The sequence below is a fragment of the Pseudomonas sp. SLBN-26 genome (assembly GCF_006715895.1).
In the GTDB taxonomy this organism is placed as follows: Bacteria; Pseudomonadota; Gammaproteobacteria; order Pseudomonadales; family Pseudomonadaceae; genus Metapseudomonas; species Metapseudomonas otitidis.
Map to the genome: position 1 here is coordinate 3,391,667 of NZ_VFOB01000001.1, position 21,545 is coordinate 3,413,211.

Annotated in this window: 21 protein-coding genes; 13 read left to right on the forward strand and 8 right to left on the reverse strand. The window is 70.0% G+C overall.

Annotated elements, in window-relative coordinates; genetic code table 11:
• Nucleotides 1-762 (reverse strand): substrate-binding periplasmic protein, encoded by a 762-nt coding sequence (locus FBY21_RS15555; protein WP_409563798.1) that lies wholly within the window; start codon nucleotides 760-762, stop codon nucleotides 1-3.
• A gap of 213 nt (nucleotides 763-975) precedes the next feature.
• Between FBY21_RS15555 and FBY21_RS15560 the strand changes: the two genes are divergently transcribed.
• Entirely contained in the window at nucleotides 976-2,019 is a 1,044-nt protein-coding gene (locus FBY21_RS15560) for an endonuclease/exonuclease/phosphatase family protein (RefSeq protein ID WP_142012185.1), read from the forward strand.
• Here the strand turns inward: FBY21_RS15560 and hrpB are convergent, their stop codons facing one another.
• The gene (gene hrpB, locus FBY21_RS15565) at nucleotides 2,020-4,536 is read right to left on the reverse strand and encodes an ATP-dependent helicase HrpB (protein WP_142012187.1); all 2,517 of its coding nucleotides are present in this window, start codon (nucleotides 4,534-4,536) and stop codon (nucleotides 2,020-2,022) included. It lies immediately after the preceding gene.
• Nucleotides 4,537-4,665: 129 nt separating this feature from the next.
• Here hrpB and FBY21_RS15570 point away from each other — a divergent pair, with 129 nt between their 5' ends.
• The 6 genes from FBY21_RS15570 to FBY21_RS15595 all read left to right on the forward strand — a co-directional run bounded on the left by FBY21_RS15570 (nucleotide 4,666) and on the right by FBY21_RS15595 (nucleotide 8,185).
• Nucleotides 4,666-5,085 (forward strand): hypothetical protein, encoded by a 420-nt coding sequence (locus FBY21_RS15570; protein WP_044410656.1) that lies wholly within the window; start codon nucleotides 4,666-4,668, stop codon nucleotides 5,083-5,085.
• 1 nt (nucleotide 5,086) lies between these two features.
• The gene (locus FBY21_RS15575) at nucleotides 5,087-5,590 is read left to right on the forward strand and encodes a DinB family protein (protein ID WP_142012189.1); all 504 of its coding nucleotides are present in this window, start codon (nucleotides 5,087-5,089) and stop codon (nucleotides 5,588-5,590) included.
• Nucleotides 5,587-6,474 carry a cation diffusion facilitator family transporter gene (locus tag FBY21_RS15580; protein ID WP_142012192.1) on the forward strand — a complete coding sequence of 296 codons (888 nt, stop codon included), beginning with the start codon at nucleotides 5,587-5,589 and terminating at the stop codon, nucleotides 6,472-6,474. The genes FBY21_RS15575 and FBY21_RS15580 overlap by 4 nt, the downstream gene beginning before the upstream one ends.
• A gap of 365 nt (nucleotides 6,475-6,839) precedes the next feature.
• The gene (locus FBY21_RS15585; RefSeq protein ID WP_044410664.1) at nucleotides 6,840-7,319 is read left to right on the forward strand and encodes an Lrp/AsnC family transcriptional regulator; all 480 of its coding nucleotides are present in this window, start codon (nucleotides 6,840-6,842) and stop codon (nucleotides 7,317-7,319) included.
• Between the two features lie 191 nt (nucleotides 7,320-7,510).
• Entirely contained in the window at nucleotides 7,511-7,714 is a 204-nt protein-coding gene (locus tag FBY21_RS15590) for a DUF2788 domain-containing protein (protein ID WP_021221994.1), read from the forward strand.
• Between the two features lie 78 nt (nucleotides 7,715-7,792).
• On the forward strand, nucleotides 7,793-8,185 hold the full coding sequence (locus FBY21_RS15595) for a globin (RefSeq protein ID WP_044410677.1): 393 nt from the start codon (nucleotides 7,793-7,795) through the stop codon (nucleotides 8,183-8,185).
• 32 nt (nucleotides 8,186-8,217) lie between these two features.
• Here the strand turns inward: FBY21_RS15595 and FBY21_RS15600 are convergent, their stop codons facing one another.
• Nucleotides 8,218-8,787 (reverse strand): pseudouridine synthase, encoded by a 570-nt coding sequence (locus FBY21_RS15600; protein ID WP_160482285.1) that lies wholly within the window; start codon nucleotides 8,785-8,787, stop codon nucleotides 8,218-8,220.
• Nucleotides 8,788-8,932: 145 nt separating this feature from the next.
• On the opposite strand from FBY21_RS15600, the gene FBY21_RS15605 reads away from it, so the two are divergent.
• Nucleotides 8,933-10,015, forward strand: a complete 1,083-nt coding sequence (locus FBY21_RS15605; protein WP_044410682.1) for an MBL fold metallo-hydrolase — start codon at nucleotides 8,933-8,935, stop codon at nucleotides 10,013-10,015.
• Nucleotides 10,016-10,081: 66 nt separating this feature from the next.
• Here the strand turns inward: FBY21_RS15605 and FBY21_RS15610 are convergent, their stop codons facing one another.
• Both FBY21_RS15610 and amn read right to left on the reverse strand, forming a co-directional pair.
• Entirely contained in the window at nucleotides 10,082-10,891 is an 810-nt protein-coding gene (locus FBY21_RS15610; protein WP_074973130.1) for a hypothetical protein, read from the reverse strand.
• Between the two features lie 147 nt (nucleotides 10,892-11,038).
• The gene (gene amn / locus FBY21_RS15615) at nucleotides 11,039-12,511 is read right to left on the reverse strand and encodes an AMP nucleosidase (protein ID WP_044410687.1); all 1,473 of its coding nucleotides are present in this window, start codon (nucleotides 12,509-12,511) and stop codon (nucleotides 11,039-11,041) included.
• Nucleotides 12,512-12,636: 125 nt separating this feature from the next.
• On the opposite strand from amn, the gene FBY21_RS15620 reads away from it, so the two are divergent.
• From FBY21_RS15620 to FBY21_RS15625, 3 genes are all read left to right on the forward strand, one after another.
• A complete protein-coding gene (locus FBY21_RS15620) occupies nucleotides 12,637-13,365 on the forward strand; it encodes a hypothetical protein (protein WP_142012195.1) in 729 nt (242 codons plus the stop codon).
• A gap of 113 nt (nucleotides 13,366-13,478) precedes the next feature.
• On the forward strand, nucleotides 13,479-13,622 hold the full coding sequence (locus tag FBY21_RS29435) for a hypothetical protein (RefSeq protein ID WP_160158606.1): 144 nt from the start codon (nucleotides 13,479-13,481) through the stop codon (nucleotides 13,620-13,622).
• A gap of 118 nt (nucleotides 13,623-13,740) precedes the next feature.
• Nucleotides 13,741-14,892 carry an MFS transporter gene (locus tag FBY21_RS15625; RefSeq protein ID WP_142012197.1) on the forward strand — a complete coding sequence of 384 codons (1,152 nt, stop codon included), beginning with the start codon at nucleotides 13,741-13,743 and terminating at the stop codon, nucleotides 14,890-14,892.
• 149 nt (nucleotides 14,893-15,041) lie between these two features.
• On the opposite strand, the gene FBY21_RS15630 is transcribed toward FBY21_RS15625, so the two are convergent.
• The 3 genes from FBY21_RS15630 to FBY21_RS15640 form a co-directional block, all read right to left on the reverse strand.
• A complete protein-coding gene (locus FBY21_RS15630; RefSeq protein ID WP_142012199.1) occupies nucleotides 15,042-16,691 on the reverse strand; it encodes an acyl-CoA dehydrogenase family protein in 1,650 nt (549 codons plus the stop codon).
• Complete coding sequence (locus FBY21_RS15635; RefSeq protein WP_142012202.1) at nucleotides 16,688-17,338, reverse strand: TetR/AcrR family transcriptional regulator; 651 nt, start codon at nucleotides 17,336-17,338, stop codon at nucleotides 16,688-16,690. Before FBY21_RS15635 ends, FBY21_RS15630 begins: the two co-directional genes overlap by 4 nt.
• A 105-nt stretch (nucleotides 17,339-17,443) precedes the next feature.
• Nucleotides 17,444-19,834, reverse strand: coding sequence for a hybrid sensor histidine kinase/response regulator (locus FBY21_RS15640; protein ID WP_142012204.1), 2,391 nt, complete (start codon nucleotides 19,832-19,834; stop codon nucleotides 17,444-17,446).
• Between the two features lie 265 nt (nucleotides 19,835-20,099).
• On the opposite strand from FBY21_RS15640, the gene FBY21_RS15645 reads away from it, so the two are divergent.
• The gene (locus FBY21_RS15645; protein WP_142012206.1) at nucleotides 20,100-20,897 is read left to right on the forward strand and encodes a hydroxymethylpyrimidine/phosphomethylpyrimidine kinase; all 798 of its coding nucleotides are present in this window, start codon (nucleotides 20,100-20,102) and stop codon (nucleotides 20,895-20,897) included.
• A complete protein-coding gene (gene thiE / locus FBY21_RS15650) occupies nucleotides 20,894-21,523 on the forward strand; it encodes a thiamine phosphate synthase (protein WP_074973157.1) in 630 nt (209 codons plus the stop codon). Before FBY21_RS15645 ends, thiE begins: the two co-directional genes overlap by 4 nt.
• The last annotated feature ends 22 nt before the right edge of the window (nucleotides 21,524-21,545 follow it).

The following is a 21,545-nucleotide window of genomic DNA, read 5'->3' on the forward strand; positions in this document are numbered from 1 at the left end:
TCACTCCCGGGGCGGCTGGTAGCGCATCGCCGCCCGCTGTATCCAGCCCTCTGCCTGCATCTGCTCCAGTGCCTTGGCAATGCGCTGGCGCTCCGCCGTCAATGGCCGCTGGCGGGAAAAGCCGATGTAGAGCTCGGTGCGTGCCTCGGGCTGGTAGGCGGTGCGCAGGATGCGCCCGGCCAGGTGCGGGTCACGCAGTTCGTAGTCCACCTGGCAATCGGTGCCGATCACCACCTGCAGGCGCCCGAGGGCAAGCATCTGCAGCAGCTGCGCCTCGTTGTTCACGCCGAACTTGGCCAGGTTCCGGTCCGAGTCGAAGGGCTCGAAGTAGGCGGACTCCAGCACGAAACCGATGGTGGGGCCCTTGAGGTCCGCGTAGTGGCGGATGCGCGGCGCCACCTCCGGCGAGGCATACAGGCGCGGCGCGCAGGCGTAGTAAGGCTGGGCCAGGTAGTCGATGTAGCGCTCACGCTCCGGGGTACGCGCCAGCCCGGTCATCAGGTCGGCGGTGCCACCCTGCAGCGCCGCCAGGCCCCGGGCCCAGGGCGCACGCTGCACCTCGAAGTGCAGCCCGGTGCGCCGCTCGAGTTCTGCCAGCAGGTCCATGTCCAGGCCGGTGATGCGCCCGTTCTCCCCTTCGATGCGAAAAGGCGGCCAGTAATCGGTCATCACCCGCAACGGCGGCGGCTCGTCGGCCAGCAGCGGGCCGGCCAGCAACAGGGCCAGGCTCATGGCGAGGAAGGGTGAAACGAACTTGCGCATGCCGGCTCCCGGGAACGAACGCAGCGGCAAAGCCTGCAATTCCCTTGCCGTTCGGCTCGGCCTCGAATGCTGGAGGATAACCTCCGGCCGGCCCGATCGGCCGCTGCACAGCGGCCTGGGCACCCTGAAGCATAGCCGCTGGCCTTCGCTTCGCTGGGCCGCCGGACGGGCCTCGGGTATGCTGCCCCGCTCATGCCCAGCCAGCCCGGACCGATGCCCACCCTCCTGCGCCGTCTCCTGCTCTGCCTGCTGGTCGTCAGCGTCGGCCTGGCGGCGCTGGCCTATGTACTGACCTGGCACCCCGCCCCGCGCGAGGCATTGCCGGTGGCCTGCAGCGCCGACACCCCGCCGCTGCGACAGGGCCAGGCCGTGAAGGTGATGACCTGGAACCTCCAGGCCCTGGCCGGCACCCGCCTCACCTTCGCCCACGACCTCACCGACCGCGACGACGCCACCCACCACCTGACACCCGCCGACCTGGCCTACAGCCTGGACGAGGCGGTGCGGGTGATCCGCGACGAGCAGGCCGACGTGGTGCTGCTGCAGGAGCTGCAGGACGGCGCCCGCGCCAGCGCCTACCAGGACCAGGCCGCCCTGCTCGCCGAGCGCCTCGCCGACCTCTACCCCTGCAGCACACGGACCTTCTACTGGAAGGCCGCCTTCGTGCCCGACCCCGCCGTGCTGGGCAGCGTCGGCACCCAGCTGGTCATGCTCAGCCGGGTTCGCCTGGACGCCGCGGAGCGGCTGCAACTGCCCGAGGCCGGCGGCCTGTTCGGGCCCAAGGCAGCGCTGCTGCTGGGCCACGTGGCGGTCCAGGGCGGCGGCCGCCTGGCGTTGCTCACCACCCACCTGGACGACGGCCAGGGCGACGCCACGCGGCCGGACCGGCAGGTGGCCATGGTTCGTAGCGTGCTGGATGAGCTGGAGAACCGGCAGCAGCCCTGGGTACTGGGCGGCGACCTCAACCAGGCGCCACCGCCGGCGGTACGTCGACAGGGCGAGCGCGATGCACTGGAGCCGCTGTGGAACCGCTACCCGCTGGTGCCGTCGCGCCAGGCCAGCCAGGCCGACAGCGACGGGCAGTGGTCGACCCGCTTCCCGCAGCCGGACGGCGGCAGCGGCGAAACCCTCGACTACCTGCTGCACAGCCCGCGCCTGGCATTGCTGGATGCGCGGGTGCGCAACGCGGACACCCGGCGCATCGCCGATCACCTGCCGCTGGTGCTGCGGGTGCTGCTGCCACCCGCCGCGCCCTGATCAGCGCCGGGGCTTGGCGCGCGCGGTCGGCTCGGCCACCAGCGGGTCGTCAGGCCAGTAGTGCTTGGGGTAGCGCCCCTTGAGGTCCTTCTTCACATCCGCGTAGGTGGTGCGCCAGAAGCTCGCCAGGTCCTGGGTGACCTGCACCGGGCGGTGCGCCGGGGACAGCAGGTGCAGCTTCACCACCTGGCGGCCACCGGCAATGCGCGGGGTGTCGGCCAGGCCGAACAGCTCCTGCAGGCGCACGGCAAGCACCGGCGGCTCCTCGTTGTAGTCCAGGCGGATCGACGAGCCCGAGGGCACCGCCAGGGTGCGCGGGGCCAGTTCGTCCAGGCGCTGGGGCAAGGGCCAGGGCAGCAGGCCGGTGAGGATGCCGGCCAGGTCCAGGTTGGCGAAGTGGGCCAGGCGGTTGACCTTGCCCAGCCAGGGGCCGAGCCAGTCGTCCAGGCTCGCCAGCAAGGCGGCATCGCTGACATCCGGCCAGTCGCTGCTGCCACGCTCGGCCAGGTCCAGCCGGCGCAACAGGGCGATGCGCGCCTGCCATTGGCGCAGCTCCGGGGTCCAGGGCAGCAGCTCCAGGCCCTTGCGCCGCACCAGGGCCACCAGGGCGCGGGTGCGGGCGGCTTCGTCCAGCCCGGCCAGGGGCTCGCGGGCCAGCACCAGTTCGCCGACCCGGCGCTGGCGTTCGGCGCGCATCACACCCTCGCGTTCGTCCCAGTCCAGCACGTCCAGGGTGCCGACCTGTTCGGCCAGCGGCCCCTCGAACAGCGCCGGGTCCAGCTCGGCGGCCAGGTAGATGCGCTCCTCCCGCTGACCCTGGCGGCTGCCGAGGTCGGCGATCACCAGCCAGGGGCACTTCATCAGCGCATCGGGTTCGGTGAACAGCGCCGCGCGGCCATTGGCCAGGCGGTATTCACCCCCGCCCGCGCGCCGCTGCTGGGCCACGCGGTCGGGGTAGGCGAAGGCCAGCAGGCAGCCCAGCCAGCGCGGATGATCGGGATCGGCCACGGCCTCGGCGGGCTGCCCGCGCAGGTAGCTGCGGAACTGCCGGGCCAGCTGCCGGGCACGTTGCACGCCGCCCCGGGCGCCACGTGCAGCCGGGCTTTCGCCGGCCAGCAGGGCCAGGCGGCTGTGCAGGTCGGCGCCGCCGCCACGGAGGATGTCGCGCTCCCCCAGCAACGCCGCCACGTCGCACGCCAGCGCGCCCAGACCGAGGGCCTGGCCGCGCAGCAGCAGGTGGGCGATGCGCGGGTGGGCCGGCAGCTCGGCCATGGCCTGGCCGTGGCGGGTCAGGCTGCCCTGCCCGTCCAGGGCACCCAGCCGCTGCAACAGGTCGCGGCCCTGGGCGTAGGCCGCCGCCGGCGGCAGGTCGAGCCAGGCCAGCTCGCCAGGCTCCACGCCCCAGCGCGCCAGTTGCAGGGCCAGGCCGGTGAGGTCGGCCTGGAGGATTTCCGCAGTGCCGTAGGCCGGCAGCTGGTCGTGCTGGGTCTCCGACCACAGCCGGTAGCACACGCCGGGCTCCAGGCGGCCGGCACGGCCGGCGCGCTGAATGGCGGAGGCGCGGGCGATGCGCTGGGTGTCGAGGCGGGTCATGCCGCTGGCCGGGTCGAAACGCGGCACCCGTTCCAGGCCGGCGTCCACCACCACGCGCACGCCGTCGATGGTCAGGCTGGTCTCGGCGATGTTGGTGGCCAGCACCACCTTGCGCGTGCCGGCCGGCGCCGGCTCGATGGCGGCGCGCTGTGCGGCCAGGTCCAGCTCGCCGTGCAGCGGGCAGAGGAGGATGTCGTCACGCCCGGCCAGGGCCTCGCCGAGCTGCTCGGCCACCCGGCGGATCTCGCCCTGCCCGGGGAGGAACACCAGCAGGCTGCCGGGCTCGTCGGCCAGGGCCTGCAGCACGGTCTGCACCACCCGGGGCTCCAGGTGCTCGCCCGGCTGGCTGGCGCGCCCCCAGCGCACCTCCACCGGGTGCATGCGGCCCTCGCTGCGCACCACCGGGGCGTCGTCGAGCAGCCGCGACAGGCGCTCGCCCTCCAGGGTGGCGGACATCAGCAGCACCTTCAGCGGCTCATCGCGCAGCAGCGCGCGGCCGTTGAGAGTCAGCGCCAGGGCCAGGTCGGCATCCAGGCTGCGCTCATGGAATTCGTCGAAGATCACCAGGCCGACGCCCTCCAGCGCCGGGTCGTCCTGTAGGCGCCGGGCGAGGATGCCTTCGGTCACCACCTCGATGCGGGTGCGCGGGCCGACCTTCGACTCCAGGCGGATGCGGTAGCCCACCCGCTCGCCGACGCCCTCGCCCAGCTCGGCGGCCAGGCGCTCGGCGGCGGCGCGGGCGGCCAGCCGGCGCGGCTCCAGCATGAGGATGGTCTGCCCGGCGAGCCAGGGCTCGTCCAGCAGGGCAAGGGGGACGCGGGTGGTCTTGCCCGCGCCGGGCGGGGCTTCGAGCACCGCCTCGTGGCGACCGGCCAATGCCTCGCGCAGGGCGGGCAGTACGGCATCGATGGGGAGTGGATTCATGGGGGCTCCAACGCAGGGCGGCGATTATAGCGGCGAACCGCCAGCCCTTTCGTGTGGTCTCAGGTGTGCTTCAGGTTTTGCCCCGAACGCCTTGGTATAGTGACGCCATTTTTCTGCATGGAGCCGTATATGCGCCTGAAAACCCGCCTGATCGGCGGCGCCGTCGCCGCCGCGCTGCTGACCCAGTTGACCGCCTGCGGCACGCTGTTCTTCCCGGATCGCCGTGGCCAGATCGAAGGCAAGATCGACCCGGTGGTGGCCGCGCTGAACGCCATCGGTGTGCTGTTCTACGTGATCCCCGGCCTGATCGCCTTCGGCGTGGACTTCGCCACCGGCGCCATCTACCTGCCGGGAAACGAGACCGCCCACGTCGCCCCCGAGCGCCTGCGCGAGGCCATCGGCAGCGACGGCCAGGTCGACAACGCCCGCCTGAAGGCGATCATCGAGCAGGACACCGGCCGCAACCTGCCGCTGGACGACCCGCGCCTGATCCGCCACGCCGGCAGCCTGGAACAGCTGGCCGCCTACGGCCTGGCCCCGGCGGCCTGACATGCGCGCCCTCGCCAGCCACCACGACCGGCTCCTGGCCTACCACGGGTGGGCCAACCGGCGTCTGCTGGCGAGCCTGGAGGGCCTCGACGAGGCCCGCTACCGCGCGGATTGCGGGCTGTTCTTCGGCTCCATCCACACCACCCTGAACCACATCGCCGTGGCCGACCGCATCTGGTTCGCCCGGGTGCTGCACCTGCCACGCCCGTTCGAGCGCCTGGATGCCGAGGCCGCGCCGGACCGCGCCGGGCTGGCCGCCGTGCTGGCCGAAGGCGTGGGCCTGTGGCGGGCCTGGCTGGTGGGGCAGGACGACAACGGCCTGCTGGCGCCCCTGGAGTACCGCAACCAGGCCGGCGAGCGCTTCCAGCGCAGCCACACCGAGATCCTCGCCCACCTGGTCAACCACGGGACCCACCACCGGGGCCAGGTCACCGCCGCCATGAGCGCCCTCGGCCTGGAAACCCCGGTCCTGGACCTCCTCTACTACACGCCGAAGCAGCCATGACCACACCGGAACACCACGCCCGCCTGCTGCGCCAGGTCACCGCAGCCTCCCTATCGGTCGCCCTCACCCTGGTGCTGGCCAAGGCCGTGGCCTGGTGGCTGAGCGGCTCGGTCAGCCTGCTGGCCGGCCTGACCGATTCGATGCTGGACAGCGCCGCCTCCTTCCTCAACCTGCTGGCGGTGCGTTTCGCCCTGAAGCCGGCGGACGACGATCACCACTACGGCCACGGCAAGGCGGAATCCCTGGCGGGCCTGGCCCAGGCGCTGTTCATCGCTGCCAGCGCCGTGCTGGTGGGTGTGCAGGCGGTGGAGCAGATCCGCGACCCGCAGCCCCTCGGCGCCCAGGCGCTGGGCATCGCGGTGATGCTGCTGTCGCTGGTGCTGACCATTGCGCTGCTGGCCTTCCAGCGGCACGTCATCCGCATCACCCACTCCACCGCCGTGCGCGCCGACTCCCTGCACTACCGCTCGGACCTGCTGCTCAACAGCAGCATCCTGCTGGCGCTGGTGCTCACCAGCCTGGGCTGGGACCAGGTGGACGGGGTGTTCGGCCTGGGCATCGCCGCCTACATCCTGTGGAGCGCCATCGGCATCGCCCGGGAATCCATCGGCGTGCTGATGGACCAGGAGATCGACCCCGACGTGGGCGAGCACATGCACCAGCTGGCCTGTGGCGTGCCCGGCGTGCTCGGCGCCCATGACCTGCGCACCCGCGTCTCCGGCCACCACTGGTACGTGCAGCTGCACCTGGAGCTGCCCGGCGAGATGCCGCTGTCCGAAGCCCACGCGCTGTGCGTGCAGGTGGAGGACGCCATCCGCGACGCCTACCCGCGCGCCGACGTGCTGGTCCACGCCGACCCCATCGAGGTGGTCCAGGGCCACTAGACGGCCTCGCTGCACCAGCGGCCCATCTCCATCCCCAAACTGCAGGCATAAAAAAAGGAGGCCCGTTCCATGGGCCTCCTCTCGGGGTAATTCGTCCTGTGCTGGCGATTGTGTCGCTGCTTTCGTCGCCTGCCTGGTTGGGCAGTGCGGACCCGGGGGCCTGCTCGAACCGGTGGGTTCGGCGGCGCCGACGCACCTGATTGGGCGGGTCGGTTGGACATGTGTCCGGGCCGTGAAACTGGAGAGAATCTTACGTCGGGCAGCGCGACAGAGGATTGCGAAGATTGCTGACTTAACTATCATCTGCGCAACGATTCACCAAAATCAGCAGACAATCAGCAATCAAAAATAAAACGGCGCCTGAAATGGAAAAACTCGATCGCTACGACCTGAAGATCCTCGCCGAATTGCAGCGCGACGCCCGCATCTCCAACCAGGAGCTGGCCGAGCGCATCGGCCTGTCACCCTCGCCCTGCTCGCGCCGGGTGAAGCAGCTGGAGGACGACGGCTACATCATCCGCCAGGTCGCCCTGCTGGACCGCAAGAAGCTCGGCCTGAGCCTGACCGCCTACGTGCTGATCGGCATGGACCGCCACACCCCGGAGCGCTTCGAGCACTTCCAGTCGGTGATCCGCCAGTGCCCCGAGGTGCTGGAGTGCTGCCTGGTGACCGGCATGGAGGCGGACTACCAGCTCAAGGTGGTGGTGCCGGACATGGACCACTACCAGCAGTTCCTGCTGGGCCAGCTCACCCGCATCGAAGGCGTCACCAGCGTGCGCTCCAGCTTCGTGCTCAACCAGGTGCTGAGCAGCACCGAGCTGCCCCTGGGGCATCTGCGCAATTGAACCAATGAGTGGCAGCGCGCAGGGGCGGGCATCGCGTATAATGCGCCCCGCCTTTGCTGTGCCCCGCGTGGTTTCGCCCATAAGAGCCTGCCGGCTCGCATAACTACTAACCGCATCCCTCGCCCTCCACGGCATCCGAGCCTGGTCGTTCGCGACCGGGCCTGAATCGTTTCGCTGTACGAGGTTGACCAATGAGCCCCGAAAAATTTGAAGAATGGATGATGACGGCGATGATCGCCGGCCTGGTGCTGTTCATGGCGTTCATCGTCTGGGACCTGGCCAAGAAGTCCAAGGCCGGCCGTTTCGGCACCTTCATCCTGTTCCTCGCCCTCGGCCTCGGCGTGCTCGGCTTCGTGATCAAGTCGCTGGTGATCGGCGGCCTCGAAGGTATGTAGCCAACCTCACCCGATCCGTCCGGACCGCCTGATGGCGGGGGCTCGGGCGGTTTCGCTCACCGTTGCCCAGGAGAACACATGAACGCTACCGATCGCGTCATGCAGAGCTATGGACGCTGCTGTGCCAGTTCCGGTTTTTTCGACACCTTCTACAAGCTGTTCCTCGCCAGCTCGCCGATGATCCGCGCGAAGTTTGCCAATACCGACATGGCCGCGCAGAAGCACCTGCTGCGCCACGGCATCCTCAACCTGGTGATGTATGCCCGCGGCATGCCGGACACCAAGCTGCGCGCCCTGGGCGCCAGCCACTCGCGGGAAGGCTTCGACATCCGCCCCGAGTACTACGACCTCTGGGTCGACGCCCTGCTGAGCACCATCAGCGAGCACGACAAGCAGGCCGATGACGGCGTGCGCGCCGCCTGGCGCGAAGTGCTCACCAAGGGCATCAACGTCATCAAGTCCCACTACTGATCCACGGACGGCCCGCCGCGCTGCGGCGGGTGTCAGTCCAGCCGCGCCGGCACCTCGCGCCACTGCCCCGGCTCCAGCCCATCGAGGCCGAAGGGGCCGATGCGCACCCGCACCAGGCGCAGGGTCGGCAGGCCCACCGCCGCAGTCATCCGCCGCACCTGGCGGTTGCGCCCCTCGCGGATCACCAGCTCCAGCCAGGCCGTCGGCACGCTCTTGCGAAAGCGCACCGGCGGGTTGCGCGGCCACAGCGCCGGCTCCTCGATCAGCCGGGCCTCGGCCGGCAGCGTCGGCCCATCGTTCAGCTCCACCCCGTTGCGCAGGCGTTCCAGCTGCGCCGCGTCGGGCGTGCCCTCCACCTGCACCCAGTAGGTCTTCGCGAGCTTGTGCTTCGGGTCGGCGATGCGCGCCTGCAGGCGGCCATCGTTGGTCAGCAGCAGCAGCCCCTCGCTGTCACGGTCCAGGCGCCCGGCAGGGTAGATGCCGGGCTGGTCGATGAAGTCCTTCAGGGTCGCCCGGCCCTGGTCGTCGCTGAACTGGGTGAGCACGTCGAACGGCTTGTTCAGCAGCACCAGGCGCGGCTCCACCGGCGGCGCCTTGGCCACCCGGCGCGGAGCGGCCTGAGGGCGACGGGAAGCAGGGCGGGAAGGACGGGGCGGGCGCGACATGCCTGGTTACCAGCGGATATGGACAGGGGAGCGGAGGCGCATGCTAGGTTGTGCCCCTCCCCGCCGCAAGAGTATGGACACCATGCCCCGCGCGTTGCGCCCCACCTGGCTGATCAGCCTCATGACCCTCGCCGGTTGTGCCGGCACGCCCTACCAGGGCCCCGTCAGCGATCATTTCGACGGCCAGCGTTTCCAGAACATCGAGCCCAAGCCGCACAAAGACTTCTGGTCCTTCATGCGCTGGCAGCTCAACCGCGAGAAGAGCCCCGACTGGGTCGAGCAGCCCACCCCGGCCTTCACCCCCGAGGTTCCCACCCGCGTCGAAGGCGACGAACTGCGCGTCACCTACATCAACCACGCCACGCTGCTGATCCAGCATCGCGGGTTGAACATCCTCACCGACCCGGTGTGGTCCGAGCGGGTCAGCCCCCTCAGCTTCATCGGCCCGCGCCGGCACCAGGCGCCCGGCCTGTCCATGGACCAGCTGCCGCCCATCGACCTGATCCTGGTCAGCCACAACCACTACGACCACCTCGACCTGGATACCCTGCGCAGCCTCGCCGAGCGCTTCCCCCTGGCCCGCGTGGTCACGGGCCTGGGCAACGGCCCGCTGATCCGCGAGACCGGCTTCGCCCGCGTCGACGAGATCGACTGGTGGCAGGCCCTGCCCCTGGGCGACGGGCTGACCCTCAACGGCGTGCCGGTGCAGCACTGGTCGGCGCGCACCCGCAGCGACACCAACCGCACCCTGTGGCTCGGCTTCGTGCTGGAGTCCCCGGACGGCCCGCTGCTGTTCCCCGGCGACACCGGGCTGGGGCCGGAATTCCGCCTCATCCACCAGCGTTTCGGGCCGCTGCGCTTCGCCGCCCTGCCCATCGGTGCCTACGCACCACGCTGGTTCATGCGCGACAACCACATGAACCCGGACGACGCCGTGCAGGCCCACAAGCAGCTGGATTCCCAGCACAGCCTGGCCATCCACTTCGGCACCTTCCAGCTCACCGACGAAGGGCAGTTCGACCCGCCCCGCGAGCTGGCCAAGGCCCTCGACTACTGGCAGGTCGACCCGGATCGCTTCCGCGTCCCCAGCCCCGGCTACCAGTGGCAGGTGCCCACCCTGGACCGCCTCGGCGCGGCTGACCTGGTCCAGGCCAGCGGCCTCTGAGCCACACCCCTGCACCATGAAAAAGGGCCGCATCATGCGGCCCTTTTGCTTGCAACACGCCCAGCCTCAGGCCAAGGCAGCCGGCTCCGCCCGGGTGGCGGACGGAATCTGGCGAAGCCAGCGTGAAACCGCCCACTCCCCCGCGATGAAGGCCAGGAGCAGGCCGAGCTGCAACAGCAGCGCGATGTAGAACGGCTTGAATACATGGCCGACCTGGCGCTTCAGCAGGTCCAGCAGGAACTCGGCCTGGAACAGTTGCTCCACGCGCGCATCGAGCACCCCGGCCAGCACCCGCTTGTCGAGCCCGCTGTAGCTCGCCGCCTCGCTCACCGCCATCTGGCCCACGGCCTTGCCGATCAGGCTCGCCCGCAGGCGATCGAGCAGGTCCAGGGCCAGGCGCTCGGCCAGCGACGCCTCGGCACGGGCATCGGCTTCCTCCTGCTGCTCGCTGCGCAGGTACTCCAGCGCCAGTTGATTGAGCGCGGCTTGCACACTGGACCCGCGCAGGGCCTGCAACTGGCGCTCGTCCTGGGCTGCCACGTAGGCCTGGAAGTCCTGCCAGGTGTCATCGGCCAGCCGCTGCAGCGCCGGCGTGTAGCTGTCCAGGTGCCGGTTGATCTGCTGCTGCCCGCTGTACAGCAGCCCGCCCTGGAAGCCCAGCACGCCCCCGACCAGCGGAAGCAGCAGGAAGTACAGTTTGAGCGTCCAGTGGTGCCAGCGCTTGCTACGGGCCAGCCAACCGCCGCGATGCAGCAGGATGGCCAGCACCAGGCCGGCGATCGTGCCCAGCAACAGCGCACCGCTGATCCAGGCGAACAGGCTGAGGAAACTGAAGGGCTCCCAGAATGCTGCGAGCAAGTGTTGGGCCTGTTCCATCGGTGTCACCTCGTTCGTCCTTGGGGGCCGCAGCTTAAATCGAAACCCGAGCACGCGACTGGCGAGCCGTTCACTGAAGAGCGTCCGACTTTTCAGTCCAGGCAGAAAAAGGGCCGCATCATGCGGCCCTGTGTCATCAGGAGCGACTCAGCGGAACGGCGGCTCGTCGAAGCTGCGCAGCTTGCGCGAGTGCAGCGAGGTGAGCTGGTTGCGCAGCAGGTCCAGCGCGGCGATGCCGATGCGCAGGTGCTGGCTGACCGCGCGCTGGTAGAAGGCGCTGGCCGAGCCGGGCAGCTTGATCTCGCTGTGCAGCGGCTTGTCGGACACGCACAGCAACGTCCCGTAGGGCACCCGCAGGCGATAGCCCTGGGCGGCGATGGTGCCGCTCTCCATGTCCACCGCCACCGCCCGCGACAGGTTGATCAGCGGGCGCTCCTGGGCCCAGCGCAGCTCCCAGTTGCGGTCGTCGTAGGTCAGCACCGTGCCGGTGCGCAGGCGCCGCTTGAGGTCCTCGCCACGCTCGCCGGTGACCAGCGCCGCCGCGTCCTGCAGGGCCTGCTGCACCTCGGCCAGGGCCGGCAGCGGGATGTGCGGCGGCAGCACCCGGTCCAGGATGCCGTCGCGACGCATGTAGGCGTGGGCCAGCACGTAGTCGCCGATGGTCTGCGACTGCCGCAGCCCGCCGCAGTGGCCGATCATCAGCCAGCAGTGCGGGCGCAGCACCGCCAGGTGGTCGGTGATGTTCTTCGCGTTGGACGGGCCGACGCCGATGTTCACCAGCGTCACCCCGTGGCCGTCGTTGGCGATCAGGTGGTAGGCCGGCATCTGGTAGCGGTGCCACACCACGCTGTCGATCACCGCCTGCACCGTCGCCTCGTCCATGTCCCGGTCCACCCGCACGTTGCCGGGCAGCACCATGCTGACGAAGCGCGGGTCCTCGCGCAGCTGGGTCACCCCGTGCTGGATGAACTGGTCGACGTAGCGGTGGTAGTTGGTCAGCAGGATCCACGGCTGCACATGGCGCCAGTCGCTGCCGGTGTAATGCACCAGCCGGCGCAGGGAGAAGTCCACCCGCGCCGCATCGAACAGCGCCAGGGGCAGCTCCTCGGCGCTCTCCCAGTCGTACAGCCCGTCGGCCACGCCATCGGTGGCGGCGGACAGGTCCGTGCTGGGGAACACCCGCGCCAGCGCCGCGGCGGTCACATCGGTGCCGGCCAGTTCGTCACCGCTTTCCACCACATAGGGATAGGGGATATTCCGCTGGCTCATGCCCACCTCCACCTGCACGGTGAAGTCGCTCATCAGCGGGCGCAGCTGCTCCAGCAGGTATTTGCGGAAGGCATCGGGGTGGGTGACGGTGACGCTGTAGGTGCCCGGCACCTGGATCTTCGCGTAGGCGCGCACCGTGGACGGCACCTCGCCCTGGCAGCGGTAGGTGACCCGCAGCTCGGGGTAGCGGAACAGCGCACGCTGCTCGGCGCTCGGCTCGGTGCGGGACTTGAGAAAGAGCTTGAGGGCCTGGCTGAGGGCCGTGGTGGCCCGCTGATGCAGGGCGGTCAGGCGGTCGACCGCCTCTTCGGCGGTGTGGACAACGAGAAACTCGACGGAATCCTGGGTCACGAGGTGTGCATCCTGTCTGGGCGTACAGGGGGCTATCTTGCGCCCATCGCCCTCCGGCGGCCAAGCCGAGCAGCGCGTACCGCTGCGTCTATGCTTGCCCGACCGCCCCCGCGAGGCCCGCCGCCATGCACCGCCTGACCAGCCTGCTGTTCGCCGTCGCCACCAGCACCCCACTGTTCGCCGGCGAGCTGGATGGCCGCTTCCAGGCCGACCTGGCGGGCGCCAACACGGTGCTCGACCTGCAGCAACAGGGCCAGGTCGTCACCGGCCGCTATTCCGAGAACGGCACCCTGCAACTGGACCTGCGCGGCCAGTACGACGGCCAGGTGCTCAACGCCGAGATCGTCCTGCCGCAAACCAACCAGGTGATCGCCACCCTCGCCGCCACCTACGGCAATGACCAGCTCAACGCCCGCCTCGCCGCCCGCGACCCGGTCAGCGGCCAGGTGCTGGAGCGCCAGGCGCTGTTCCAGCGCAGCCCCTCACACGCCATAGGCGCCGCCCGCACCAGCGCCGGCACCCTGGACCCGGCACTGGTCGGCACCTGGGTCCACGAAGACATCATCAACAGCGGTGGCGCCAGCTTCGCCTCCTTCAACACCGTGCTCACCCTGCACCTCGCCCCCGACGGCCGCGTCGAGCAATGGAGCCGCTCCGTCGGCGGCGGCTCCGATTGGAGCTACGACAGCGACGGCACCCTCCAGTACGCCGGCCAATGGCAGACCGCCGACGGCATCCTCCTGGTCCGCCCCGACGGCAGCACCGACTACCAGCCCGCCACCCGCTACCGCTTCAGCGACCCCTACCTGGTGACCGAAGACCAGGGCGGCCGGAAGATCTGGCAGCGGCGGTAGGGCTGGGGATGTTCCCTACGGTAGGGAAGCTCGCCGTGCGGGCCGCTCGATTGACCCTTTTCCTGCCCCCGCATAGACTGCGCGCCCCGCATTATCCACCGAAGACCGCTGCGATGTTCACGCCCCTGCACCCGGCCCTTGTTGCCCAGCCCGATCCGGCGCTGGCGGCCAATGCCTGGCCGCGTGATGCCCTGCTGAAGCGCCGCCGCAGCGTGCTGTTCGCCTTCACCTTCTCGCCTCCCGCCCTCCCCGTCTGAACCCTGCGCTGTCGCGCGGCGTTCCCCTCGTTCATTCCCGGCATGCGTCCGTGCGCGTGTCGTTCTGTCGTTGATCCATGGCCAGGCCCGGGCCGGTTACCTGCGGGCGGGAGTCGAAATGAACCATCGTGTGTTGCTACTGGTGCTGATCTTCGCCGTGTCGGTGGTCGGGCTGAGCATGGGGGCGACGCTGCCCCTGGTGTCGCTGCGGCTGATGGAGGCCGGTGCGTCGAGCCTGGAGATCGGGGTGCTGAGTGCGATGCCGGCGGCGGGGATGATCCTGGCTGCCTTTCTGGTGGCGCCGCTGTGCCGGCGCCTGTCGGGACGTGGGTTGTACCTCGGCTGCTTCGTGCTCTGCGCCCTGGCGGTGGCGGCGCTGGAGCTGCCGGCCTCCACGCCCCTGCTGGTGGCAGCGCGGCTGCTGCTGGGGGTGGCGATGGGAGTGGTGGTGATCCTCGGGGAATCCTGGGTCAACGTGCTGTGCGACGAGGCCAGGCGGGGCCAGGTGGTGGCCTTCTACGCCGCCTGCTTCACCGGCTGCCAGTTGGGCGGACCGGCGCTGATCGGCCTGCTCGGGGCGCAGAGCCCCTGGCTGGTGGCGCTGGTGGTGCTGGCCAACCTGCTGGCCCTGGCGGCCGTGGCCCGGGGGCTGCCGGGCGGCTGGGGCCAGGCCGCCGAGGATGAGGTGCGCACCTTTTCCCTGGCGGGCTTCCTGCGGGTGGCGCCGGCGCTGTGCACGGGGGTGCTGTTCTTCGCCTTCTTCGATGCGGTGGTGCTGTCGCTGTTCCCGGTCTACGCCAGCGCCCATGGCTATGCGGTGGGCATCGCGGCGCTGATGGTGACGGTGATCCTGGCCGGCGACATGGTTTGCCAGGTGCCGCTGGGCTGGCTGTCGGACCGCACCGAGCGCGGCCGCCTGCATCTGGTCTGCGGGGTGGCGGCGCTGGGCATCGGCATGGCGCTGCCCTGGCTGATCACCCGGCCCACGCTGCTGTGGCCGGCGCTGGTGTTGCTGGGGGCGGTGGCGGGGGGCGTCTACACCCTGGCGCTGGTGCGCATCGGCGAGCGCTTCATCGGGCAGGACCTGGTCACGGCCAACGCCTGCGTGGGCATGTTGTGGGGCATCGGCAGCCTGGTGGGGCCGCTGCTGAGCGGTGCGCTGATGGGCACCGGCCCCAACGGCCTGCCCCTGGCGCTGAGCCTGGCGGCAGCGCTGTTCGTGGCCACGGCGCTGACCGGCCAACGCCGGCTGGCGGAGCGGGCGGCCTAGGGCCGCGCAGTGGGGCCTGGCCGCTCCGATTTGGGGTGAGTTCGTCCCCACACCCGTGGGGAACACTCTTCCCGTAACCCGCTGATCCCAGAGGGAAAAGCCGGCAGCGGAAAATCTACCGGCTGTTTTCCCCTGTTGCCAGGGTGGCGTCAGGCCAGGTGCGGGGTGCTGCGGGCGACCAGGGCTTCGACGTCGATGCCGCGCGGGAGGGTGCCGTAGACCCGGCCGCTACCGCCGAGGCGGCTGGCGATGAAGGCGTCGGAGACGGTGGCGTTGCCGGCCTCCAGCAGGAGCTTGGCCTGGAGGGCGACGGCGACGTCTTCGGTGAGCTGGCGGGCGCGGTACTGGATGTCGGCGGTGTCGTGGAAGGCGGCCTTGAGGTTGTTGATCTGCGCGGCAAGGCGGGCGTCGCCGTGGCCGTCGCCCAGCTCGCTGAACAGGGCGTCGAGCACGCCGGGCTCCTTGGACAGGGCGCGGAGGACGTCCAGGCACTGGACGTTGCCGGAGCCTTCCCAGATGGAGTTGACCGGGGCTTCGCGGTACAGGCGCGGGAGGATGGTCTCTTCGACGTAGCCGGCGCCGCCCATGCATTCGCTGGCCTCGTAGACCATTTCGGGGGCGCGCTTGCAGATCCAGTACTTGCCGACGGCGGTGACCAGGCGGGCGAAGCGGTCTTCCTGCTCGTCGTGCAGGTTGTCGAGGGCGCGGCCCATGCGCAGGCTGAGGGCCAGGGCGGCTTCGCTCTCCAGGGCAAGGTCGGCGAGGACGTTCTGCATCAGCGGCTGGTCGGCCAGGACCTTGCCGCCGACCTTGCGGTGGGCGCAGTGGTGGGCGGCCTGGGTGAGCGCCTGGCGCATGAGGGAACTGGAGCCGACCATGCAGTCGAAGCGGGTCATGGCGACCATTTCGATGATGGTGGGCACGCCGCGCCCTTCCTCGCCGACCATCCAGGCCAGGGCGCCGCGGTATTCCACTTCGCTGGAGGCGTTGGCCCAGTTGCCCAGCTTGTTCTTCAGACGCTGGACGTAGAAGGCATTGCGGCTGCCGTCCGGGCGATGGCGCGGCAGGAGGAAGCAGGAGAGGCCCTTGTCGGTGTAGGCGAGGGTGAGGAAGGCGTCGCACATGGGCGCGGAGCAGAACCACTTGTGCCCCACCAGCTCGTAGGCTTCCCCCGGGCCGCCGAGGCCGATGGGGTGGGCGCGGGTGGTGTTGGCGCGGACGTCGGTGCCGCCCTGCTTCTCGGTCATGGCCATGCCGATGGTGACGCCGGGCTTCTGCTCCATGGGCACGTTGCGCGGGTCGTATTCGGTGGCGAGGATCTTCGGCAGCCAGCGCTCGGCGAGGTTGGGCTGCAGGCGGATAGCGGGCACGGCGGCGAAGGTCATGGTCAGCGGGCAGCCGCTGGCGGCCTCGGCCTGGCTGTGCAGGTAGGTGAGGCCGGCGCGGGCGACATGGGCGCCGGCGCGCGGGTCCTGCCAGGGCAGCGAGGTGAGGCCGTGTTCGACGGCGGTGCGCATCAGATCGTGGTAGGCCGGGTGGAATTCCACCAGGTCGACGCGATGGCCGTAGCGGTCATGACTCTTGAACACCGGCTTGTGTTCGTTGGCGAGGAAGCCCGCCTGCATCAGCGGGCCACCGGCCAGGGCGCCGTAGACGTCGAGGCGTGACTCGGCCCAGCCGGCGCCGTAGCGGCGGGTCCATTCCTGCAGGGGCAGGTCGAGGCGGTAGAGGTTGGCGCCGTCGAGGGTGGGCACTTGGTTGAACACGTCGTGGGTTTCGGCGTACTGGGACTGGCTCATGGAATCCTCCTAGCAGGCGGGTGCGCACCAACGGCACGCAGGCAGAAGATGACGAGGTGCCGGCAGACCGCTTCGAGTTCGCTGCGCGACTGGTCGGCATCACGGGCGGCGCGGGCGGCTGGCGAGAGCGGCCCGACCAGGGATTCGGAGATGGCGCCCACCAGGCAGGCGGCGACCAGGGCGGGGGCTTCGACCTGGAATTCGCCGCTGGCGATGCCGGCTTCGAGCAGTTCGATGAAGCGCTCGGCGTAGGCCTCGCGGAAGCGCAGGCGCTGCTCGTCCACTTCCGGCTCCACCGGTTCGGCGATCAGGGCGAAGGCCAGTTGGCGGCTGTGCCAGGCGCGTTCGGCGAAGCGTTGCAGGCCGCTGGCAAGGCGCTCGGTGGCACTGCCGGGGCCGCGCAGGTGCTCGCTGAGCACGTCCACTTCGACCTGGCTGGCGCGGGCGAAGACTTCGGCGGCCAGCTCGCCCTTGTTGCGGAAGTGGCGGTAGAGGCTGCCGGTGGCGATGCCGACGTCGTCGGCCAGGGCCTGCATGGTGAGGACGGCGAAGCCGCCTTCGGCGACCCGCGCCAGGGCGCAGTCGAGGATGCGCTGGCGCAGGGCCTGGTCGCGGTCGATTCGTTGGGCGGTGACGCGGTAGGACATGGTCTGAATCCTGATTCACTGGCAGCGAGTGAATCAGGATTCAGACTTTGGATGAAAGCGGGGAACCCGACGATGAAGGCGGCATTCCGGCCGGCGGGTGACCGATCAGACCGGGTGTTCGCCGGCGCGGCAGAGCACCCAGTCGTGCAGCAGGGTGCGCAGCTCTTCGAACTTCACCGGTTTGGAGAGGTAGTCGCTCATGCCCGCTGCCAGGCAGCGTTCGCGGTCGCCGCTGTGGCTGTGGGCGGTGACGGCGAGCACCGGCAATTCGGCGCATTCGGGCAGGCTGCGCAGGGCGCGGCAGGTGGCGAAGCCGTCCATGACCGGCATCTGGCAGTCGAGCAGGACGCCGTCGATGTGCTCGCGGCGCAGCAGTTCGAGGGCTTCGGCGCCGTTGTCGGCGGTGCGCACGCGGTAGCCCAGCTTGAGCAGCATGCCGCGGGTCACCAGCTGGTTGATGGTGTTGTCCTCCACCACCAGCACGGTGCATTGCTCGGGGCGGCGCTGGGCCTGGGCGACGGCGCGACGCACCGGGGCGGCCTCGCGCTGGGCGGGGCGGGTCAGGGTGAGGGCCAGCTGGAAGCGACTGCCCTGACCGGGCTCGGAGCTGTGGGTGAGCTGACCGCCGAGCAGTTCGACCAGTTGCCGCGCCAGGGCCAGGCCGATACCGAGGCCGCCGTAGGCGCGGGTCATGGAGCCGTCGAGCTGGCGGAAACCGCTGTAGAGGCTGCCATCGGGCGGGGTGGAGAAGCCGATGCCGGTGTCTTCCACGGCCACCAGCAGGCGCAGAGGGCCGCCGGGCTCCTGGCCGTGGCCGGCGACCCGCAGCACGACGCCGCCCCGGGCGGTGAACTTGACGGCGTTGTCCAGCAGGTGGCCGAGGATCTGCCCGAGCTTGCCGGCGTCGCCTTCGAGGGTGTCAGGCAGGCTTTCGTCCAGTTCCAGGGCGAAGGCCAGGCCCTTTTCCTCGGCGCGCGGGGCGTACTGGGCGCGCAGGCTGTCGAACAGGCCGCGCAGGCTGAAGGTCTCGCGACGCGGGTAGAGCTTGCCGGCCTGCAGCTCGGTCATGGCGAGGATGTCGTTGACCAGCCGCATCATGTCCCTGGCGGAGCTGGCGGCGGTCTTCTGGTACTGCTCCAGCTCGACGTCGAGCGGGAGGGTCTGCATCAGTTCGAGGGAGCCGATCACACCGTTCATGGGGGTGCGCAGCTCGTGGGTGACGGTGGCGAGGAATTCGTCCTTGAGGCGGTTGCTGTCGGCCAGCTCGCGGTTCAGGGCCTCCAGCTTGCGCCCGGACTCCTGGAGGATGCGGGTGCGCTCCTCCTTCATGGCGTTGATGCGGTCGGCCAGGGCGAGGGACAGCAGGCCCACCTCCAGCGCGGAGCCGATCTGGCTGGCGTACATGGTGATGAAGAGGTTGGGCAGGTAGCCGAGCACCATGAGGGTGTTGATCACCCCGCCGGCGAGGAAGGCGCTCCAGGCGAAGATGAAGTAACGCGCCACGCGCATGCCGCGCAGCCAGGCGAGGATGCCGGCGGCGAAGATGACCACGGTGAAGACCAGGGCCAGGATGGTGGCCAGGCGCAGGGCGACGGCGTAGCTGGCGACCAGGGACAGGACCATGACCAGCACGCCGACGGCCATCAGCACCAGCAGGCTGCGGTCGATCCAGGGGCTGTGGTCGGCGGTGTGCAGGAAGCTGCGGGCGAACTGGCAGCCGAACAGCCCGGCCGAGCCGATCAGGAACGGGGTGGAGGCGTTGGCCCACCAGGGGTTGTCGGGCCAGAAGTACTGGATGCCGGCGCCGTTGACAGAGATCTGGTACAGGCCGAACGAGGCGATATAGAGGATGTAGTAGAGGTAGCTGGTGTCGCGGACGCTGAGGTAGATGAAGAGGTTGTAGATGAGCATCACCAGCAGCACGCCGTAGATGATGCCGAGCACGTACACGCGCCCGGGCTGCTCCTCCATGTAGGCCTGGGGCGACCAGAGGGTGAGCGGCACCTGGATCGAGCCCTGGCTGTTGACCCGCAGGTACAGGCGCTGGGGTTGGTTGGGCTGCAGGTTGAGGTTGAACAGGTAGTTGTTCTGCCTGATCTCGCGGCTGGCGAAGGGCAAGGCATCGCCGGTGCGCTGGGCGAGCCGGTAGCCGCCCTCGCTGTCGGGCAGGTAGAACTCGATGTGGTCCAGCGGCGGGTAGGCCAGCTCCAGCAGCCAGGGCTGCTGGCCGCCGAGGTCGCGTGGGCGGTAGCTGAGGTCGAGCCGGATCCAGAACACCGAGCGCGAATAGCCGGCGTTGAGCACGGGCTTGTCGCTGCGGCGGAAGCTGCGATCCAGCGCGGGGGAGGTGATGTCGGCGAGGGTGGCATCGCCACGGACGTCTTCGAAGACGTCCATGTGCAGCCCGAGGGGCAGCTGGCGGGTGTGCTCGTCGAACTCCACGCCGAACACGGCGGTGGAGAGGAAAAGGGACAGGAAAAGGAGAACGTGACGCATGAAGCCCCGCAAAGGCCGTCGCACGCCTCGGGAAGTCCCTTTCCTTCCCGGAGCCGAAGCGTCACGCAGGGCCTGGTTGTTCGAATGCGCACACTCTAGCACAGCCTCGGGGCACCATAGGAGGCACTCTGCCATCTCGCGTAAACCGCTCTGGGATGGGCATTACAGGCCCATCCCGCCAGGCTGTTCGGCGCTTTTCGACGGATGGCGGGCACCCTGCCCGGCGGGCCGACCCGACGGCGGAAAGGTGGTAAGCTCGCGCACCATGAAAACGACCCCCTCTCGCCCTATCGTCCTCTGTCTTTCCGGCCACGACCCCAGCGGCGGCGCCGGTCTGCAGGCGGACATCGAAGCCCTGATCGCCCAAGGCTGCCACGCGGCTCCCGCCGTGACCGCCCTGACCGTCCAGGACACCGTCAACGTTTCCGACTTCCGCGTGCTCGACCGCGAATGGGTGCTGGCCCAGGCCCGTGCGGTGATCGCCGACCTGCCGGTCTCCGCCGTCAAGCTGGGCATGCTCGGCTCGGTGGAGATGGTGGAGACCGTGCTGGAGATCATGCAGGGCCTGCCGGGTGTGCCGCTGGTCTGCGACCCGGTGCTGCGTGCCGGCGGCGGCGGTGCACTGGGCAAGGACGAAGTGGGCTACGCGATGCGCGAGCGCCTGCTGCCGGTGGCGCTCATCGCCACGCCGAACCTGCCGGAAGCGCGCATCCTCGCCGAACTCCCCGAAGGCACGGCCGACGAATGCGCCGAGAAGCTGCTGCCTTTCTGCCGCAACCTGCTGATCACCGGTGGCCACGGCGACGAGGCCGAGGTCCACAACCGCCTCTACACCGAGGATAGCGAACGCCACACCTTCACCTGCCAGCGCCTGCCCGGCAGCTACCACGGCTCCGGCTGCACCCTGGCCAGCACCCTGGCCGGTCGCCTGGCCCTGGGCGAAGCCCTGCCCAGCGCGGTGCGCTCGGCACTGGACTACACCTGGCGCACCCTGCGTGACGCCGAGCAACCGGGCCACGGTCAGTTCGTGCCCCGCCGCCTGCCGCTGGACTTCTGCTCATGAAGCTGCGCGGCCTCTACGCCATCACCGACAGCCAGTTGCTCGCCGATGGCCGGCTGCTGCCCTACGTGGAGGCGGCCCTGAAGGGCGGCGCCCGTTTGCTGCAGTACCGCGACAAGTCCTCCGACGAGGCTCGCCGCCTGCGGGAGGCGGAGGCGCTGCGCGAGCTGTGCACCCGCTACGGCGCGCAGTTGCTGATCAACGACGACGCCGAGCTGGCTGCCCGCCTGGGCGTGGGCGTGCACCTGGGCCAGACCGATGGCTCCATCGCGGCAGCGCGCGCCCTGCTGGGCCGTCACGCGGTCATCGGTGCCACCTGCCATGCACGCCTGGACCTGGCCGAGTCGGCCCTGGCCGAAGGCGCCAGCTACGTGGCCTTCGGTCGCTTCTTCAACTCCCAGACCAAACCCGGTGCGCCGGCCGCCACGGTGGAGCTGCTGGACGAGGCGCGCCAGCGCTTCCAGCAGCCCATCGTTGCCATCGGCGGCGTCACCCTGGACACCGCTCCGGCGCTGATCGCCCGTGGCGCGAGCATGGTGGCGGTGATCCACGCCCTGTTCGCCGCCGACGGCCCCGCCGAGGTGGAACGCCGCGCGCGCGCCTTCAGTGCGCTGTTCGCTCCGGCCTGAGCCCTTTCAACCGCTTGCATAG